This window comes from Actinoallomurus sp. NPDC052308 (assembly GCF_040679195.1).
GTDB lineage: Bacteria > Actinomycetota > Actinomycetes > Streptosporangiales > Streptosporangiaceae > Actinoallomurus > Actinoallomurus liliacearum.
In genome coordinates, this window is the sequence record NZ_JBFAUM010000010.1 from 79956 (window position 1) to 97392 (window position 17437).

Annotated in this window: 17 protein-coding genes; 10 read left to right on the forward strand and 7 right to left on the reverse strand. The window is 70.8% G+C overall.

Going from position 1 to position 17437, the window contains the following annotated elements; all coding sequences use genetic code 11:
* Positions 1-21 precede the first annotated feature (21 nt).
* Together AB0L00_RS24020 and AB0L00_RS24025 are read left to right on the forward strand one after the other, a co-directional pair.
* A complete protein-coding gene (locus AB0L00_RS24020; RefSeq protein WP_364438121.1) occupies positions 22-1185 on the forward strand; it encodes a hypothetical protein in 1164 nt (387 codons plus the stop codon).
* Positions 1182-1943: a polysaccharide deacetylase family protein gene (locus AB0L00_RS24025; RefSeq protein WP_364438123.1), complete on the forward strand. Its 762-nt coding sequence runs from the start codon at positions 1182-1184 to the stop codon at positions 1941-1943. Before AB0L00_RS24020 ends, AB0L00_RS24025 begins: the two co-directional genes overlap by 4 nt.
* On the opposite strand, the gene AB0L00_RS24030 is transcribed toward AB0L00_RS24025, so the two are convergent.
* The 5 genes from AB0L00_RS24030 to AB0L00_RS24050 are packed head-to-tail and all read right to left on the reverse strand — an operon-like array spanning position 1910 to position 9173.
* On the reverse strand, positions 1910-4915 hold the full coding sequence (locus AB0L00_RS24030; RefSeq protein WP_364438126.1) for a hypothetical protein: 3006 nt from the start codon (positions 4913-4915) through the stop codon (positions 1910-1912). The genes AB0L00_RS24025 and AB0L00_RS24030 overlap by 34 nt on opposite strands.
* Entirely contained in the window at positions 4912-6030 is a 1119-nt protein-coding gene (locus AB0L00_RS24035) for an AAA family ATPase (RefSeq protein WP_364438129.1), read from the reverse strand. Before AB0L00_RS24035 ends, AB0L00_RS24030 begins: the two co-directional genes overlap by 4 nt.
* A gap of 10 nt (positions 6031-6040) precedes the next feature.
* A complete protein-coding gene (locus AB0L00_RS24040) occupies positions 6041-7315 on the reverse strand; it encodes a VWA domain-containing protein (RefSeq protein ID WP_364438132.1) in 1275 nt (424 codons plus the stop codon).
* The gene (locus tag AB0L00_RS24045) at positions 7312-8694 is read right to left on the reverse strand and encodes a hypothetical protein (RefSeq protein WP_364438135.1); all 1383 of its coding nucleotides are present in this window, start codon (positions 8692-8694) and stop codon (positions 7312-7314) included. The genes AB0L00_RS24040 and AB0L00_RS24045 overlap by 4 nt, the downstream gene beginning before the upstream one ends.
* A complete protein-coding gene (locus AB0L00_RS24050) occupies positions 8694-9173 on the reverse strand; it encodes a hypothetical protein (RefSeq protein WP_345366389.1) in 480 nt (159 codons plus the stop codon). Before AB0L00_RS24050 ends, AB0L00_RS24045 begins: the two co-directional genes overlap by 1 nt.
* Before the next feature lie 444 nt (positions 9174-9617).
* On the opposite strand from AB0L00_RS24050, the gene dacB reads away from it, so the two are divergent.
* The 6 genes from dacB (at position 9618) to AB0L00_RS24080 (ending at position 14001) form a co-directional block, all read left to right on the forward strand.
* Positions 9618-11147, forward strand: a complete 1530-nt coding sequence (gene dacB, locus AB0L00_RS24055; RefSeq protein WP_364438138.1) for a D-alanyl-D-alanine carboxypeptidase/D-alanyl-D-alanine-endopeptidase — start codon at positions 9618-9620, stop codon at positions 11145-11147.
* A gap of 200 nt (positions 11148-11347) precedes the next feature.
* Positions 11348-11842 carry a cell division protein SepF gene (locus tag AB0L00_RS24060; protein ID WP_364438141.1) on the forward strand — a complete coding sequence of 165 codons (495 nt, stop codon included), beginning with the start codon at positions 11348-11350 and terminating at the stop codon, positions 11840-11842.
* A 94-nt stretch (positions 11843-11936) separates the two neighbouring features.
* Positions 11937-12269: a hypothetical protein gene (locus AB0L00_RS24065; RefSeq protein ID WP_364438144.1), complete on the forward strand. Its 333-nt coding sequence runs from the start codon at positions 11937-11939 to the stop codon at positions 12267-12269.
* 77 nt (positions 12270-12346) lie between these two features.
* Entirely contained in the window at positions 12347-13237 is an 891-nt protein-coding gene (locus AB0L00_RS24070; RefSeq protein ID WP_364438147.1) for an alpha/beta hydrolase, read from the forward strand.
* Positions 13234-13581, forward strand: a complete 348-nt coding sequence (locus tag AB0L00_RS24075) for a hypothetical protein (protein ID WP_364438150.1) — start codon at positions 13234-13236, stop codon at positions 13579-13581. The genes AB0L00_RS24070 and AB0L00_RS24075 overlap by 4 nt, the downstream gene beginning before the upstream one ends.
* A gap of 60 nt (positions 13582-13641) precedes the next feature.
* Complete coding sequence (locus AB0L00_RS24080) at positions 13642-14001, forward strand: pentapeptide repeat-containing protein (protein WP_364438153.1); 360 nt, start codon at positions 13642-13644, stop codon at positions 13999-14001.
* 57 nt (positions 14002-14058) lie between these two features.
* On the opposite strand, the gene AB0L00_RS24085 is transcribed toward AB0L00_RS24080, so the two are convergent.
* Complete coding sequence (locus tag AB0L00_RS24085) at positions 14059-14202, reverse strand: hypothetical protein (RefSeq protein WP_364438156.1); 144 nt, start codon at positions 14200-14202, stop codon at positions 14059-14061.
* 487 nt (positions 14203-14689) lie between these two features.
* Between AB0L00_RS24085 and AB0L00_RS24090 the strand changes: the two genes are divergently transcribed.
* Positions 14690-15553: a sulfurtransferase gene (locus AB0L00_RS24090; protein WP_364438159.1), complete on the forward strand. Its 864-nt coding sequence runs from the start codon at positions 14690-14692 to the stop codon at positions 15551-15553.
* Positions 15554-15675: 122 nt separating this feature from the next.
* On the opposite strand, the gene AB0L00_RS24095 is transcribed toward AB0L00_RS24090, so the two are convergent.
* Complete coding sequence (locus AB0L00_RS24095) at positions 15676-15918, reverse strand: hypothetical protein (RefSeq protein ID WP_364438162.1); 243 nt, start codon at positions 15916-15918, stop codon at positions 15676-15678.
* A gap of 1032 nt (positions 15919-16950) precedes the next feature.
* Here AB0L00_RS24095 and AB0L00_RS24100 point away from each other — a divergent pair.
* Positions 16951-17229: a hypothetical protein gene (locus tag AB0L00_RS24100; RefSeq protein WP_364438165.1), complete on the forward strand. Its 279-nt coding sequence runs from the start codon at positions 16951-16953 to the stop codon at positions 17227-17229.
* The last annotated feature ends 208 nt before the right edge of the window (positions 17230-17437 follow it).

Here is a 17437-nt window from a genome sequence, read left to right on the forward strand (position 1 = left end):
GACATAGGCAGGCATCGAGCAGTGAACACCTCTCTCATCCGGCCCGGCGGCAGCCGCCACGTCACGATCGTGTCGGCGAGCGTCGGCGCCGGCCACGACGGCGCGGCGAACGAGCTGGCCCGGCGGCTCCGCGCGGCCGGGTTCTCGGTCGACTGTCATGACTTTTTGGACCTGCTTCCCGCCTCGCTCGGACGGCTGCTGCGGCAGTCGTACGCCGTGCAGTTGCGGGCCGCGCCGGAGAGCTGGGAACGGCTGTTCACCGCCCTGGACCGGCGGCGGAACCTCGCGGCTGCGGTGCGGGCCCTGAGCGGGCTCGCCGCGCGGCGCATCGCCCGTACGGCCGCGCCGGAGTCCGCGGCCATCGTCTCGACCTACCCGCTCGCGAGCCAGGCGCTGGGCCGGTTGCGGCGGCGCGGCGTACTGCGGGCCCCGGTCGTCACGTACCTCACCGACCTTTCCGTGCATCCGCTCTGGGTGGCCGAGGGAGTGGACGTGCATCTCGCGCTGCACCCGGCGACGGCGGCCGAGGCGCACCGGCTCGGCGCCGCCGACGTACGGGTGTGCGCGCCGGCCGTACGCCCCGGGTTCCGGCCGCCGTCGTCGGTCCTCGAGCGGCAGCTGGCGCGGCTGCGCTTCAGCCTGCCGGACGACGAGCGGCTGGCCCTGATCACCGCGGGATCCTGGGGCAGCGGCGACGTCGCGGCCACCGTGTCCGACATCGCCGCGACCGGGCTGGTGACCCCCGTCGTGGTGTGCGGCCGCAACACGGCGCTGCGCGAGAAGCTCGCCCGATCCGGCGCGGGCATCACCCTGGGCTGGGTGGACGACATGCCCGCGTTGATGCGCGCCTGCGACGTCGTGGTGCAGAACGCCGGCGGCCTCAGCTCCCTCGAGGCACTGGCGACCGGGCTGCCCCTGCTCAGCTACCGCTGCCTCCCCGGCCACGGCAGGGCGAACGCCGCCGTTCTGGAAGAGGTCGGCTGGGCGCCGTGGGCGCGTCACGCGGACCTGCTCCCGGAGGCGTTGTTCACGGCCCTGACCGGGCCCCGGACGGTGGACCGTGCGGCCGCGGCGGACCCGGCGGCGATCGTCGCCGCCCTCGCGGCCGAGCGGAGCGCGACGGTGACCGCGGACCGGGAGCCGGCGGACGCGCCGGAGCTCGCCGTGGTGGAGGCGTCCCGATGAGCGCCGCCCGGCTCCGTGCCGGCGGGCGAGGGTCGCGGGCCACCGCCGCCGCGGCGGGAGTCCTGGCCGCCGCGCACGCGGCACCGGCGATCACTTCGATCGGCCCGCTGCGCCGCCGTCTGTTCCCCGGTCTGGCCGGGGTCGGAGATCCCGGCCATGTGGCGCTCACGTTCGACGACGGGCCGGACCCGCGCTCGACGCCGGCGTTCCTGGCCGCGCTGCGCGAGTACGAGGTGACGGCGACCTTCTTCCTCCTCGGCCGGATGCTGACCGAGGCGCCGGACGTGGGAAGGGAGCTGGTCGACGCCGGGCATGAGATCGCGGTGCACGGCTGGGCGCACCGTTGCATGCTGCTGCGCGGCCCCGCCGCGACGTACGACGACCTGGCGCGGGCGATGGAGACGATCGTCGACGTCACGGGCACGGTGCCGCGCTGGTACCGGCCGCCGTACGGGGTGCTGAGCTCGTCGGCGTTGCGGGCGGCGCGCCGGCTCGGCCTCACGCCGGTCCTCTGGACGAACTGGGGCCGCGACTGGACGCGCACGGCCACCCCCGCGTCCGTCCTCGCGACCGTCACGCGCGACCTCGAAGGGGGAGCGACCGTGCTCCTCCACGACTCCGACTGCACGTCGGCTCCTGAGTCGTGGAGGAACACGCTCGGCGCGCTGCCCGCGCTCCTGGACGAGGTACGGGAGCGGGGCCTGTCGGTGGGCCCGCTACGCGATCACGCTCTCCCGAGCAGGGCCGCCACGGCGTGAGCCGTGTCGCCGTGGGCGGCCAGCAGGTCCGTGACCTGCTCGGGCTGGGCCCCGCCGCCGGCGGCCGGCCGCCACCCGGCGTCGTGCCCGAGCAGCCCGGCCACCGCGTCGCACGCCGCCGGGTGGGCCGCCAGGAGGTCCGCGGCCGCCGGGGCCGACGCCGGAACCGGAGCCTTCGCCGACGTCGCCGACCGGCGCGCCGACCACGGCGGGACCCAGGCGTCGACGGCGGGCAGGGCGGCCGGGAACACCCGGCCCGCCTCCCGTACGAGGACCGGCACCAGCTCGGCCGCCTGGTCCCGCAGCGTGGTGATCAGCTTGGGGAGCCAGGGGAGAAGGACGGGATCGGGCAGCCGGGCGAACGCCTTGGACATCACCTCCACCACGACGGGGGCCAGCGACGGGACCGGCTCGAGCGCCTGGACGAACCCGCTGAGGTAGAGCGGGATCGACGGGACGACGAGCGGGTTGGCCAGCAGCTCGTCGTACCGCGCGCGCAGCTCGGCCACCGGCAGCAGTCCGAGCTGCGACCGGGCCGCCCACAGCAGTGCGACCTTGGCCGGCGTCTCGGGGTGCGACTGCCGCACGGCGAGCTCGAGCTGCGAGTGGTCGCAGTCGAGCGACAGCGCGAGACCCTCCATGCCGAACAGGAAGCCCAGCATGGCCGCCACCTGCCGGACGCCGGTGTCCTCGTCCACGAACGCGGTCGGCAGCAGGGTGCAGTAGTGCGCGTACCCGGCGGTGACGAAGCGTCCGCACCACTCCGGCAGGGTGGACGCGGTGGTGCGGTAGTACGCGAGCAGCCTGCGGATCCGGCGCAGCACGTCGGGCGCGTCGTCCACGGTCCGCTCGGCGGCGAGGAGCTCGACGGCGCGGTTCCCGAGGTCCTCGGCGACCCGTCCGCCGCCGAGGTAGAGGATGGCGTCCTCCACGGCCTCCAGCGCCACCGCGGCGGTCGCCTTCGGATCCGCCACCGTCCGGCGCAACCGCTGTTCGAGGACCTGCTCGATCGTGACGCCCTCGTACCCGAGCTCGACGATCGACCGCTGATGACGGCCGATCGCCAGGTCCCAGCTCTCCTGGATGGGGCGCTCGCCCAGCCGCCGCGAGCCCATGATGGGGCGGGCGGCCTCCGTCGGCAGCAGGCGGCGCAGCACCCACAGCAGGTCGGAGCAGGGCCGCAGCTCCGGGTTCGCGTCGAGGTCGAGCAGCGCGCGCTGGATCGTGCGCTTGGTGAGGTCTAGCCCCAGCGGCTCCAGCCGGTCGAGCACGTCCCGCGCCAGCGGCGGAAGCGACTCGTAGCCGACCTGGCCGACGCGGTCGCCGCCGAGCAGGATCTCGCACAGCCGGCGCACGTCGCGGCGGCCCGGCACGGTGTCCTTCTCGATGCAGGTGACCGCGGCGTCCTGGAAGTCGTACGGCGTGGGGCGTCCCCGGCCGCGCAGGCCCGCCAGCAGGATCGACGTCTCGTACACGGCGATCGCGTCGGCCGTGCTCGCGAGGTAGCCGTTGCGGCGGGCCAGCCGGACGATGTCGACGCACCAGCCCAGCAGCTCGTCCTCGTCGACGCCGCTCGGCGCGGGCGGCCGGGACAGGAACCCGGACAGCCGGTCCGCGACCTCCCCTCCCGGATCGGCCGCCCGCCGGGCGCGTACGGCCTTCGGTTTGTCCCCCTTCTGGCCCTTGAGCCGGTACGGCGTGACGCCGCTGCCCTTCACCGCCTTCGCCCAGGTGGCCGCGGCGATCGACACGGACCCGGGCGCCAGGCCGAACTGCGCCTCGATGGCGGAGTGGCTCGAGGGGATCAGGCCGTACTGCCAGCGGGTCGCCGTACGCGGGCTGATCTCGAACGGCGCGTCGACGCGCAGGCCGAACTGCTCGACGCGGCTGGCCGCGTGGAACGCGCCGCAGACGTACAGGCACCGCTCGGGGTCCGCCCCGGAGGCGGCGAGGTGCTCGCGCATGCGGGTCCACATGTAGCGCTCGCGGTCCTCGTCCCGGTCGTTCCGGGCGTCGCGGTCCGGGCGCAGCCGCCGGAAGAGGCTGCCGATCATCACCATGACCTGGCGGTACGTGGCGTAGTCGGCGCCGACGAGGGGTTGTTCGACGTACTGGTCCCACCACTCGGACCAGTGCCGGACCTTGCCGTGGTGCAGCAGGTGCGCCTCGAGCTCGGCGAAGCGGGGACGCAGGTCACCGATCTCGATGCCGACCGCGTCACCGTGCAGGGCCGCGTCCTCGCCGCCGTCCGCCGCGGGTGCGGGTCCGGGTGCGGGCTCCGGCGGTGTACGAGGCTCCCACTGGAAGACGTGGTCCGTGGACCGGTCGACCAGCACCAGCTCGACGCCGGGCGTGTCGAGCGCGTACGCGATGGCCTGGTACTCGGCCGACGCCTCGGTGACGGGTGCCACCACGCTGAGCGGCGCCCACGCCGCCGGGAAGTCGTCCAGCTCGGTGGCGAACGCCTGCAGCGCGACGGGCAGCCGGCAGTTGCGCAGCTCGTCGAGCAGCGGTCGCAGGTCCTCGCAGAGTTCGAGGTAGATGACGGCCGGCCGCTTCTCGCGCAGCCGCCGCGCCATGGCCAGCGCCGAGGCGGGCGAGTGGTGGCAGACCGGGAAGATCTCCAGCTCCTCCCGCAGCGCCCGGTCGACGTCGTCGACCATGCCGGCCAGGATGCCGGGCACCGGATCCGCGCCGCCGGCGCCTTCCCCGGCGAACGCGGCGGCCGCGTCCAGGAGCTGCGAACGAAGCGCCCCGAACGGACCCGCCGGCGTCACCCCGGTCGCGGCGCCGGGCCGCCCGGCCTCGGCCCGGGCGGCAGGCGGCGCCGATTCGGCCCGGGCGCCGGCCTCGTGCGGTCCGGCGCCAGGCGCCGTCGATCCGAGTCCGCCGCCGGGCGGCGTCGATGCGACCTCGGTGTCGGGGGGTGGCGATGCGACCTCGGTGTCGGAGGATGGCGTCGATCCGCTCATGCCAGCGTGCCCAGGGCCTGCCGACCGCCCTCCAGGAACGCCTGCCAGGACCCGCCGTCGTCCTCCTTGCTGCGCGGCTCGATCACGCCGTGCCAGAACTTGTTCAGGATCGCCAGGTCCTCCGGGCTGCGCCGGGCGAGCGAACCCACCAGCGAACCCCCGAGCGTCTCCGCGCGGAGCGTACGGTCGCCGAAGAACTGGCTGTGCAGGATGGCGTCCTCCAGCACGCCGATCTGCTCGGCCGTGGACAGCGCCGACTCCAGCTTCTCGTCGTCGCTGGTGGCCGAGGCCGCCGCGGCGCGCAGGTCGGCGAAACTCTGCAGCAGGATGTCCAGCAGCGTGGGCGGCACCTCCAGGTCGATCCGGTGCCGGCGCATCAGCTCGGCCGTACGGAACCGGACGATCTCCGCCTCGCTGCGCTTGCTCGTCACCACCGGGATGCGGACGAAGTTGAACCGCCGCTTGAGCGCGGACGACAGGTCGTTCACACCCCGGTCACGGCTGTTGGCGGTGGCGATGATCGAGAAACCGGGCTTGGCGAAGACGATGTTGTCGTCGTCGAGCTCGGGGATGGAGACGTACTTCTCGGACAGGATCGAGATCAGGGCGTCCTGCACGTCGCTCGTCGACCGGGTCAGCTCCTCGAACCGCCCGATCATCCCCTGTTCCATCGCCGTCATGATCGGCGAAGGGATCATCGACTGGCGGGACTGCCCCTTGGCGATCACCATGGAGACGTTCCACGAGTACTTGATGTGGTCCTCGGTGGTGCCTGCCGTTCCCTGCACGACCATCGTCGAGTTACGGCAGATGGCCGCCGACAGCAGCTCGGCGAGCCAGCTCTTGCCGGTGCCGGGGTCGCCGATCAGCAGCAGACCGCGGTCGGAGGCGAGCGTCACGATGCTCCGCTCGACGAAGCTCCGGTCGCCGAACCACTTCTGCGAGATCTCCCGGTCCAGCCCGTCGGACCGCTCGGAGCCCAGGATGAACAGCCGGACCATCCGCGGACTGAGCCGCCACGAGAACGGCTTGGGCCCGTCGTCGACGGACTCCAGCCAGTCGAGCTCCTCGGCGTACTTGACCTCGGCCGGGGCGCGCAGCATCTCGTCGGTCATCGTTCTCCTCTTAGTCCAGGAAGTTCTTCAGCTCGAAGACGAGCTTGCGGATGTGGCCTGAGATCACGGGCGTGCCGAGATCCTTGAAACGCTGTCGGAACCAGGGGTTCACGCTCTGGTGCCCCGAGCTGTTCACCGACCCGACCGGGATGAACTTCACCCCGGACCGGTGCACCGCCTGAATCCCGTCGAACAGCGGCTGCGAGCGGTCGAACTCGTAGAAGTCGGAGATCCACACCATCACCGTGTTGCGCGGATCGGTGATCTTCGGGCGGGCCATGGCCATCGCGACCGGCCCGTCGTTGCCGCCGCCGAGCTTCGTCCGCAGCAGCACCTCGAACGGGTCGTGCACCCACGGCGTCAGGTCGAGCGCCCGGGTGTCGTACGCGATCAGGTGGACGTCGACCTTCGGCAGGCCGGCGAAGATCGACGCCAGGATCGTGCAGTTCACCATCGAATCGACCATCGACCCGGACTGGTCGACCACCACGATCAAGCGGGCCGGCGTCGTGCGCTTGGCGGTCTGCCGGTAGAACAGCCGGTCGACGTACAGCCGTTCTTCCTCCGGGTCCCAGTTCGTGAGGTTCTTCCAGATCGTGCGGTCGAGGTCGAGGTTGCGGAACACGCGCTTCGGCGGCACCGACCGGTCGACCGCCCCGACGCTGGTCTGCTGGACCTGGGTGCGCAGCACCTCGGCGACCTCGTCGACGTAGCGGCGGATCAGCGCCTTGGCGTTGGCCAGCGCCACGCCCGACAGGTTCGACTTGTCGCGCAGGAGTTGCTCGATCAGCGACATGCTCGGCGTGAGCTGCCGGGCCAGCGCCGGATCGGCCAGCACCTCACGCAGCCGCATCCGGCTCACGAGGTCGCCCTCCAGCCCCGACAGCACCCCGGCCAGCTCGCCCGCGCCCTCCGCGCCGAGCGCCCGCTTCAGCCACCCGGCGTCCCGCTGCCAGTCGGCGAGCCGGCTGGCCGTCACGCTGCCGGACCCGGTCGACATCACGTTGAGCAGCAGTTTCGAGACGAGCGCGGCGCGGCGCACCCGCTGGTCGTCGTCGCCGGCGGTCAGCAGCCCGTCCAGCTCCGCCTGCAGATCGGGGAAGCGCTGGACCAGGTTGTCCACCGACACCGACGGATCGAGCAGCGCGGGCGGCAGCCCGATGTCCTCGACGATCGCCACGCTCGCCGCCTCCAGCGCGGGCTGCTCCTCATGGTCGAACATCCGCGCCAGCAGCCGCCAGTAGAGCACCTGCCGCCGGTTCTCATCCGGCGTGTGGTCGCTCATCGCCGCAACAACCTCCCCGCCCGCTCGCGCAGCACGGCCACCGCGTCACCGGCCCTGGCCTCGGCCTTCACGACCTTCGGATCCGTGGGGCCGAGCGCCCAGTCGCCGCCGTGCGCCTCCACGGCCTTGCGCTTGACCGTCGCCCGCACGGCGAGCGGCTGCAGCGTCCACCGGCCGGCCTCCCACCGGACCAGGCCGACGCAGGCCGAGGAGGCCGCCACCAGTTCCGAGGTCAACGGCCCGCAGCTCGGCAACCGCTCCAGGTCGACCGGGAGGGTGTGCCCGTCCAGGGACAGGGCGTCGCCGTCGACCGTGTACCCCTCGAGCAGGACGGGCTCGGCGATCCGCACCGGGTGGCGCTCCAGGGGAGGGACCGCCGGAGCGAGCGCGTCGGTGAGCCGGAGCCGGGCCGTCGCGAACGGATCCGCCGGCTCCCCCAGGGTCGCCTGGTCGTCCCGCCAGATCAGGTCCCCGCCCGCCGTGACGGGCAGCTCCGCCAGGTCCACGCTCCGGTGCTCGGCCAGTGCCTTGAGCAGCACGGGATGCCCGTCCAGCAGCCGCCACAGCGTCGGTCCGACGATCGTGTCGACCTTGGCCGCCGTCACGCTCGCCCGTACGAGACGGGCGGCGGTACCGTCGGCGGCCTCGAGCACCCCATGGACCTGGACCTGCACGGCCGTACCGTGCTCATGGACGTCGACGCCGAGCGGCAGCAGCCTCCCCGAGACCACGCCGACGCGCGCGGGGCCGCCCGTCCCCGGCTGGGAGAGCAGCAGGGCGCGGGCCCACAGATCGGCCCAGCGCCGGGCGGGCACGCGGTCCATCGTCGCCACCGGGCACGAGGCCCGCAGCTCCGCGGCCAGCCCGTCGAGCAGCACCGCCGCCCCGCGCAGGCGCGGCTCGGCCAGCAGGGCCGAGATGGCCTGGTCGGATGAGGAGACGAGGTCATGGTCGACGCCCCGCCAGCCGGTGATCGCCAGCTCCTGCAGCCACGACCGGCTCGCGCCGAGTGGGCCCTCCACCGGTGCGGTCGGTGTCTCCTCCCACGAGGCCCTGGCCCGGCCGAGCGCCGCGTCGAACCGGCCGAGCTGTGCGTCGTGCACCGCGCCGAGCAGGGCGGTACGGGCGCCGGCGAGCGTGGCCAGCTGCTCGTCCCCGACCGAACCCGCCGTGATCTTCTCGACCGCCTCGCCCACCGCGGGTCCGAGCGGCGTGTCGCGCAGCGCGCCCGCCATCGCGGCGAGCCGTCCCGTCTGCTCCTCGTCCAGCCGGCCCAGGCCGTACACCAGGGCGTCGTCGAATCCGGCCACCAGGTCGAGGGTCTCCGTCACCCCCGGCACCGCGCCGTCGAGAAGGGCCGCGAGCTGCACCCCGAGCATCAGCCCACCTCCCTCGTGGCCGGGAACCACTGCAGCTCGGCGATCGGCTCCGTCGTGTCCGGAAGCTCCAGATAGGCCAGGTGGCGAAGGAAGCGGCTGAACACCCCCGCGGCCGGCGCGCGCTCCGGCCCTCCGTCCAGCCGGCTGATCAGGTCCTCGCCCTCACCGACGTCCACCCGCAGGTAGCGGGCGACGCGGTCGAGGCCGTACTGCAGCACCGCCTCGCTGACGAGCGCCCGCAGGTGCTTGCACGGGGCGCCGTACAGCCCGCCGCAGGGCCGGTTGTTGTTCGTACCGCAGCTGTACGCGTGGGTGCCCGCCGCGATCGAGGACACATAGACCCGGGCGATGTCCGATCCGCTGGACACCACACCCTGCAGCCGCCCCTCCGCCAGCTCCACGAAGGGGACCTTCGCCAGCTTCCGCGGCCGCGCGGGCGGGACCACCCGCACCACGCTCCGCCGCTCCCACTCGGTCATCGCCGGCGCCCTTCGACACGCGCCCGGCACGGCCGGTCAGCGGCCGGTGACCCGTCCCAGAACGGGACCGATGAGTCCACTGACCGTCCCGTACGCGCGCCTGCGCGCCGGCCGGAGACAGGGATCGACATGGGGAGGCCTCTCTTCTCGGGGAACCCGCGAGAGAGCATGGCCGATCCCGCCGACATTTTCCGGCCCGCTGATGGGCGGCTCTGGAAGTGTCGGTGCCGACTGTCAGGATGCCCAGGAGCACCTCATGAGCCGCGCTATGCGAGCGGCGAGATCTGCCAGGTCAGCGGGGATTTCCGTCGGCTTCACCGCATGGTCGCCCCCGAATTCCGCAGCCGGATAACGGGCGAATATCGCAAGTCTCGCATAGACGGCGTGTCTTGATCGTTACCATCGGTTGCCATGAGTCGATCTTTGAAAGGGACAATCGCCGTAATGGCGGGCGGTGCGGTCGTCGCGACGGCGGCCGTGGCCCTCGCGCAGACGGATACGAACACGGTGACGCCGACGGCGGCCACCAGCGGCGACCTCAAGGCCGACATCGACAACATCCTCACGGACAGCCGCCTCAAGGGCGCGAGCATCGGTGTCATCGTGCGCAACGCCAAGACCGGCGCGGTCCTCTACGACCGTGACTCCGACGCGCAGAAGATCCCGGGCTCGAACAACAAGATCGAGACGTCCACCGCGGCCTTCGGCATCCTCGGTGCCGGCTACCGGTTCCGTACGAACGTCTACACACGCGGCGGGAACCTGTACCTGAAGGGCACGGGCGACCCGACCCTGCGCGCGGCCGACTACGACAAGCTCGCCGCCGCGGTCGCGGCCAAGGGCATCAAGAAGATCAAGGGCAACCTGGTCGCCGACGACACCTGGTTCGACCGGCAGTACACCCCGCCGGGCTGGGACCCGTCGGACCTGCCCTACTCCTACGCGGCCGGGATCTCGGCGCTGAACGTCTCGCCGGACGACGTGTTCGACGCCGGATCGATCGGCGTGACCATCACCCCGGGCCAGGAGGGACAGCCCGTCAACGTCACACTGAATCCTCCGACGAGCGTCGTGAAGATCGATAATCGGGCGACGACGGGGAAGGCGGGAACGGGCTCGACCGTGTCGGTCGACCGTACGAACGGCACCGACACGATCGTCATCACCGGGTCCTACCCGGCGAACGGCGGGAAGGAGGACCATCTCTCGACCGCGCCGAACCCGACGCAGTACGCGGCCGACGTCTTCCGCAGCGCGCTCAAGGCCCACGGAGTCACCGTCGTGGGGGCGACCAAGCGGGCCGCGACCCCCAAGACCGCCAAGATGGTCACCACCCGGCGGTCGATGCCGCTGTCCCAGCTGGCGACGCCCTTCCTCAAGCTCAGCAACAACCAGATCGCCGAGATCCTGACCAAGGCGATCGGCCACAAGGTCGCGGGCAAGGGCACCCGCGCGGCGGGAATCGCCGCGACGTCCCGGTACCTGAAGACGCTCGGCGTCGACACCACCAAGGTGAAGCAGACCGACGGCTCGGGGCTCTCGCGTACGAACCAGACGACGCCCCGGCAGGTGAGCGTCATCCTCAAGGCCGTACAGACGAAGCCCTGGTTCTCGACCTGGTACAACGCGCTGCCCATCGCCGGCCAGCCCGACCAGCTCGTCGGCGGCACCCTGGCCTCGCGGATGAAGGGAACCCCCGCGGCCGGGAACGTCCACGCGAAGTCCGGCACGCTCACCGGCGTGACCGCGCTGAGCGGCTACGTGAAGGACGACACCGGGCAGCCGCTGATCTTCTCGATCATGTTCAACGGCTACCAGGGCGGCGCCCCGAAGGACATCGAGGACAAGATCGCGGTCCGACTCGCGGGAGGCACGTCCGCCGCCGCGCAGAACACCGTCCGCAAGGAGACGGCGACGCGGAACGGTGGAGACCTCGAATCCACCTGGACCAAGGGCAAGGCCACGAGCCGCTGACCGCGGCCACGAGCCGCCGAGCGGCCCTGCCGGAGCGGTGCCCCGTACGCGCGGACCTGCGCGTACGGGGCACTTTCCGTCCGCGCGGGTTCGGCGTCCCGAAATGGCACCGGCCGTTGCCGCCACGACCGCGCGCGTACGCCCGAGAGCCTTGATGTTCCTGGTCGCTGCGGAAGACTGGGGCCGTGATAGTCGAGACAGTGCGGCCTCGTGACTACAACGACGTCCGGTACGTGGGGCACTACTTCCGTAAGGGCGTTCTGGTCGTGATGGACCTCACGGCGATGACGGACGACGAGGCCAGACAACTCGTCGACTTCTCCGCCGGCCTCATCTGCGGGCGCGGCGGCGACATGGAACGCCTCAGCCCCAAGGTCTTCCTCCTGATCCCCTCGACACCAGCCGAGCCGGGCACCACGACGGGCATCGTGAAGAGGCTGCGGCCACGCGACTACAACGAGGTGCTCCATGTGGGGCACTACTTCCGCGAGGGTGTTCCGGTCGTGATGGACCTCTCCGCGATGACGGACGACGAGGCCAGACAGCTCGTCGACTTCTCCGCCGGCCTCATCTGCGCGCGGGGCGGCGACATGGAGCGCCTCAGCCCGAAGGTCTTCCTGCTGGTCCCCGCCGGGCCGGCCAAGCCGGACGCCGCCGCACTCCAGCCTGGGGAGACCGCCTCAGAACCCGCCTGATCTACGAGGACACTGCCGTACGCGATCGCGGCGCGAGCGCATCGGCGCGGGCGAAGCACGCACATCGGACGATAACCCCACATACGATCGCGTCATGATCGTCCGAGCCGCGTTAGCGGCGGCGGCCCTGGCGGCGTGCACGGGTGGATCGCCTCACCCGTCGGCCTCCGGCCCCGTACCGATCACCCGTACGCCGGCCCCGCACCTGACGCCCGGGCCTGGAAGGTGGGACCTGGTCGGAGAGTCGGGTGACCCGATCATCCACTTCGACGGCCGCAGGTGGCTGACCGAGACGGTTCCCGACCGAGTGACGGATCCGCATGTCGAGGCCATCGCCTGGCTGCCGGGCACCGGCCGCGCACTCGCCGTCGTCGACATCCCGCAGTACGAGGAGGACAACATCGGTTTCCTCTGGATGCGCCGCTGAGAACGGTCCCGGCCGTACGGGCCGGCAAACCCATCCCGACGATGGGTCGGATGGCGATTCGCAACGGAGGGCTTGGGATGGATCGGGTGGAACGCGGCGTGGTCAGGCACGGCGTCCGGCTGATGGTCCGCGATTACGGCGGGTCCGGGTCGCCGGTCGTAATGCTCCATGGGCTGGCCGGTCACTCTGGTGAGTGGGATACGACCGCCGGGTGGTTGCGGGAACGACACCGTGTCCTGGCCTTCGACCAGCGTGCGCACGGGGCGAGTGAGCGGCGTCCGGCCGATGTGTCCCGAGCGGCCTACGTCGCCGACGTCGTCACCATCATCGACGAGCTGGAATTGGGAGAGGCCGTCCTGATCGGGCAGTCTCTGGGCGGTCACACGGCCATGCTCGCGGCGGCCGCCCGCCCCGACCTGGTCCAGGCGTTGGTGCTGATCGAAGCCGGTCCTGGAAACCCCGACGCCGACCTCCCGAACGCCATCAGGAATTGGCTCGCGTCATGGCCCGTGCCATTCGGCTCGCAGGATACGGCGATCGAGTTCTTCGGCGGCGGCCCGGTGGGCTCGGGTTGGGCGGCCGGCCTGGAGGAACGGCAGGACGGTTGGTGGCCGCGCTTCGAACCCGAGCTCATGGTCCGGTCCGTGGTGGAGCTGTCTCGGCGTTCGTTCTGGCCGGAGTGGAGACAGGTGTCCTGTCCGACCCTCGTCGTGCTCGCCGAGTCCGGCTTCTTCTCCGCCGACGCCGCGCGCGAGATCGCGCGTGATCGGCCGAACACGACCATGGTCACGGTGCCGGGAGCCGGTCACGACGTGCACTTGGAGAGACCGGAGGCGGTCCGAGCCGCCGTCGCGGAGTTCCTTCAAGGGCTTGGGGGTAACCGGAGCGGGCGCGGAGTCGGCCGGAATGTACGGTCACGAAGCGGAATTCAGTCGGAAACGCACACGTGTGAAAAGCTCGGACAGTGATCGTCCGTTTCATCATGGCGCTCGTCGTCTGGGTGATCGTCGGGGTGCTGGTCGCAGCGATGGGCAGTGTTCAGGTACCGCCGGATTACTCACTGACCGTTTCCTACGGTGTGTTGTTCCTCGCCTGGACGGTCAGCTACTGGATACGCGCGCGTTCCGATACTCCACGACGGTGGTGGTGGCTGGGCGGAGTACCCGAATTGGTGCTGCTGGCGTTCGAGCGCCGGCGACCGCTTTCTCGCCAGAGGACGTACGGCGGCGCCCAGCCACCGGGGAACGAGGCTGCACCGCCGACCACCCGATCGGGACCGCCGGAAGGACTCACCCGCGAGCCACGCCCGTAGGCGCGACCAGTGCGTTCCGAGCCGAGGCGATCGCTGGGAGAGCTGCCTTACGGTACGGCCGTGGACCGGCGGGTCTTCGACGGCCGGGATCTGTCGTCGGTACGGACGCAGCACCTGAGGTTCGATCGCTGCTCTTTCATCGGAACCGACCTCCGCCACGCCACTCTCGACGGCTGTTCGTTCAAGATGTGCGACTTCCGAGGCGCTGATCTACGAGGCGCGTCGCTGAGAGGCGCGAACTTCGCCGCCTGTGATCTGCGCGAAGCCGACCTCCGGAACGCCGACCTCACCGGAGCCCGGCTGGGATACGTCAACACAGGCATCCGTCCCTACGGACTGTCCGACGTCACGGGCGCGAAACGCGCCAACGCCGTTCTCCGGAATCTTCATCTCGACCAGGTGATCGGGTGGCCCGAGTAAGAGACCGGAGGTCCACCCGCCGGGTTGTGGCGAACGACGGGTGGACGTGCGGCGGGTTCAGGACGAGGGAGTGCCGCTCGAGCCGGTGCAACCGAAGGCTCTGCCCCAGTGCAGCTCGCTGTCGTCAGGCCCGTCGACGGAGATGTTCTCCGTGGCGATCCCGTAGTTGCCGCCCTGCAGTTTGCTGTCGTTGACCAGCACGCCGAACGTCCCCGGCGGCCCTGCGCCCTGCGAGGCTGTCCCATATCACTATCTGCGACGGCGGTGGTCCATCCAATCAGTGCCCGGTCCTCGGACCGTACGTGAGAAGGCGCGGTACGCATGAATATCGCGTTGGGTCTCGCGAATCGGTCGCCATATGCGCCCTGCGCTCTTCGGACTCTTTCCCCGGCGACGACCTCGTAGGTCGGAGACGGCGGCGACCGCCAGGAGCAGCACGACGATTCCTGCGAGCGTTAACACGTACCAGAGCATGATCACAGTCTCCTTCGCCGCTGCGGCGATGTCCACGACGCGAGATGCGATAGGTAAGGCCGGCCCGGCCCGCCCACTCGGCAGATCCGGAGGAAACCTTGCGCCCATTTGGGTGACCGTCGCTGATCCCTGACCGCCTTACGCGCCACGCGGCTCGTTAGGCGTACCGGCTAGGATGCGGCCGCGGTTGGGCGGGTCCCGAGGAGGGCGTTGCGTGGAACGAGCCGACGAGGCGTTGACAGGAAGTGCCCCTGGACCATTCGGCCCGCTCGTTACCGCCGACTGGCTTGCGCGCCAGTTGGCTGCGCCCGGCCTGGTCGTGCTTGATGCGTCGGTGGGAGTGCACCGCGGCGCCCCTCGGCGGATCCCGGGTGCACGGCCCTTCGACATCGACGGGGCACTGTCCGACCACTCCAATCCGCTGCCCCATGCGATGCCCGGGGCAGACCGGTTCACCGACGAGATGCGCTCCCTCGGACTGGACGACGACAGCACGGTGATCGTCTACGACACGGCAGGGATCTACTCCAGCGCCCGAGCCTGGTGGATGCTCCAGGCGATGGGCTTCGACCGGGTTGCCGTACTCGACGGTGGCCTGCCCGCCTGGGAAGCAGCCGGGCTGCCGGTGGAAAGCGGGCGGCCTGCGCCCGCACCGCACTCTGGGAGCTTCACAGCCCGCCCGCGACCGGGGTGGATCGTCGGCGGTGACGAGGTGGCGGCCGCCCTGATCGATCCATCCTCAACGGTCCTCGACGCCCGTTCTCGGGACCGATTCTCCGGTACGGCCTCTGAGCCCCGTCCGGGACTGCGCGGCGGCCATATGCCTGGCGCGGTCAACCTGCCGTTCGGCGAGGTGCAGCGGGAGGGACTGATGCGCCCCACCGCAGAGCTGAAAGGCATCTTCGCGGGTCTCGTTGAGGATCGCGAAAAGCTGACCTTCAGCTGCGGTTCGGGGGTCACCGCCTGCGTCCTGGCATTGGCGGCCAGGCTGGCCGGGTACCGGGAGCTGGCCGTGTACGACGGGTCCTGGAGCGAGTGGGGAATTCCCTCAGACCGCCCCGTGGTGACCGGTCGGTAGCGCGGCGCGGAGGTCCTGCAGCCTGTGTACGCCGCTTCCGGCGGTGTCGGCGCCTCGATGGTGCCGCTCTGCTCGGCCTGGGCATTCCGGAGCCTGTGGGCCCCACCGGAGGTGCTTCTCGGTCAGCCGGATCGGCGATTGTGACGGGCTCGCCGGTACCAGACCGCGGCGATGGCGGGAGCCGGGAGAACGAGGAAGAACAGGTTCCCGGTGAGGGCGGCGAACAGCGATACGAGGATGGCAGCGGCGACCGTACGGGCGATGTCCATGCGGAGCGGCGGCAGCGGCCGGTAGTAGAGCCGGGCTCCCAGGAGTCGATCGTCGAGTCGCATCAGCGCGCGGACGGGGCTTCCTATGCGCGACATGCTCGCACCTCCGGAGTCCGATGGGCCAACCATAAGCCGCAGGAGCCGGGCCGGCGGGCAGCCGGCCACGACGTATCCCTGGAAAGGCCGGATCCGATCCGCCATCACGGACTTCCTGCGAGGCCTTGGAATCTGATCAGCCGCGGTTGATGTCGAGGCCGTGCCAAAAACTCGGCAACAGGCCGCTCCGCAAGGCGACTCCTCCCGATAAGGCCTGCGCCAGGGCCGGCCTCATGCACGTTAATTGCACAACGCCCCCGTCCCTTGATCGGGACGGGGGCGTTCTGGCTGGTGGAGCCACGGGGATTTGAACCCCGGACTTCCTGCTTGCAAATCATGCCGGGACACCCATCTATGGCCGCTGACCTGCACGGACATGTGCCCGTGAGTAACCGCTGTTGACCCCTGATCGCCCTGCCTAATTGCACGCTAATTGCACGCCGGTCCGCTCCGCCGACCTTGACGGAGCGGCCTCATCCTTATCAGTTCGATCTTGGTCAAGGTGATCAAGCCCTGGGCGAGATCGCTCCGTCTCCTCGCGACCGGCTTGATCTGTCTCCGTCTGCCCGTGTTGCCGTCAGCGTTGCCGTCACTGCCGTCACCTTGGCGGCCGGAGATGTCCAGGCGTACGCACGCCACAGCACCGCCTGCCGGGTCATCCCCTCTGCCTTCGTCCCACCCCGGAGGGGAAGCGGGCCAGGCCCTACGGGTCGAGGTGGAGCGCCCCGCGGACGAACGACCTCGACCCGTAGGGCCTGGTCTGCTGGGCTTGTCCTGGGACGGAGGCAGAGGGGATGACCCGGCTTCCACCCCAGCCACCGACCACCGTGCGCCTCGTGCGGCCCAACTCCATCCCCGAGCCTGAGCGCCCCCGCCGGAGGCGTTTGAACGGATCCTTTTGGTGCCGGAGAGCCGTCATTCGGGGGTTGGGCTGGTTTGACCGCTGTAGTCATTGCGGGACGTTGCCGGGCGCGGACTGTTGTGAGCGATGGCCTCGCCATAGGGGTGAGTCATCTGACCAAAGGAGAAGCCATGAAGCTTCCGATGCTCCTCGCCATGGGCAACGGCGAACTGGCCGCCAAGGCGCACACCGGGTTCGGCCTCATCGGGGCGTTCAAGGAGTGGGTTCAGGGGCTCCCGCTGTGGGTTCTGCTGCCGGTGGGACTCCTGTCGCTCTTCGTCTCCGTCGTGATGGCCCTCCTGGCCTGGATCGTGGTGGAGGCGGGAGGCGAACGCGCCTGGATCCTCATCCTCGGTGCGCTGATGTCCGGTGGTGTCGCGGCGTTCCTCCTGCTCTCGGTCTCGTTCTGACCGGGGCTGGCGCACATCGCTATCTCGCCCCGGTCCGTTCCACGGACCGGGGTTTCGCCGTTCACGACAGGTGTTCAAGCGGGCAGGCTGCTTTGGGGACGCCCTGATCGACCTTTCAAGGGGACGAGGCTGTGGGGTGTGGCATCCGCCGGCCGCCCTGTACACGTTTCGTAAGCACGACCCGGCCAGATGATGCTGGGGGAAATCC

What these genes read in the sequence shown, in the direction of transcription:
- AB0L00_RS24025 (WP_364438123.1), top strand. Translation starts at nt 1,182, where the DNA reads ATGAGCGCCGCCCGGCTCCGTGCCGGCGGGCGAGGGTCGCGGGCCACC.
- AB0L00_RS24030 (WP_364438126.1), bottom strand. Translation starts at nt 4,915, where the DNA reads ATGAGCGGATCGACGCCATCCTCCGACACCGAGGTCGCATCGCCACCC.
- AB0L00_RS24035 (WP_364438129.1), bottom strand. Translation starts at nt 6,030, where the DNA reads ATGACCGACGAGATGCTGCGCGCCCCGGCCGAGGTCAAGTACGCCGAG.
- AB0L00_RS24040 (WP_364438132.1), bottom strand. Translation starts at nt 7,315, where the DNA reads ATGAGCGACCACACGCCGGATGAGAACCGGCGGCAGGTGCTCTACTGG.
- AB0L00_RS24045 (WP_364438135.1), bottom strand. Translation starts at nt 8,694, where the DNA reads ATGCTCGGGGTGCAGCTCGCGGCCCTTCTCGACGGCGCGGTGCCGGGG.
- AB0L00_RS24050 (WP_345366389.1), bottom strand. Translation starts at nt 9,173, where the DNA reads ATGACCGAGTGGGAGCGGCGGAGCGTGGTGCGGGTGGTCCCGCCCGCG.
- dacB (WP_364438138.1), top strand. Translation starts at nt 9,618, where the DNA reads ATGGCGGGCGGTGCGGTCGTCGCGACGGCGGCCGTGGCCCTCGCGCAG.
- AB0L00_RS24065 (WP_364438144.1), top strand. Translation starts at nt 11,937, where the DNA reads ATGATCGTCCGAGCCGCGTTAGCGGCGGCGGCCCTGGCGGCGTGCACG.
- AB0L00_RS24070 (WP_364438147.1), top strand. Translation starts at nt 12,347, where the DNA reads ATGGATCGGGTGGAACGCGGCGTGGTCAGGCACGGCGTCCGGCTGATG.
- AB0L00_RS24095 (WP_364438162.1), bottom strand. Translation starts at nt 15,918, where the DNA reads ATGTCGCGCATAGGAAGCCCCGTCCGCGCGCTGATGCGACTCGACGAT.
- AB0L00_RS24100 (WP_364438165.1), top strand. Translation starts at nt 16,951, where the DNA reads ATGAAGCTTCCGATGCTCCTCGCCATGGGCAACGGCGAACTGGCCGCC.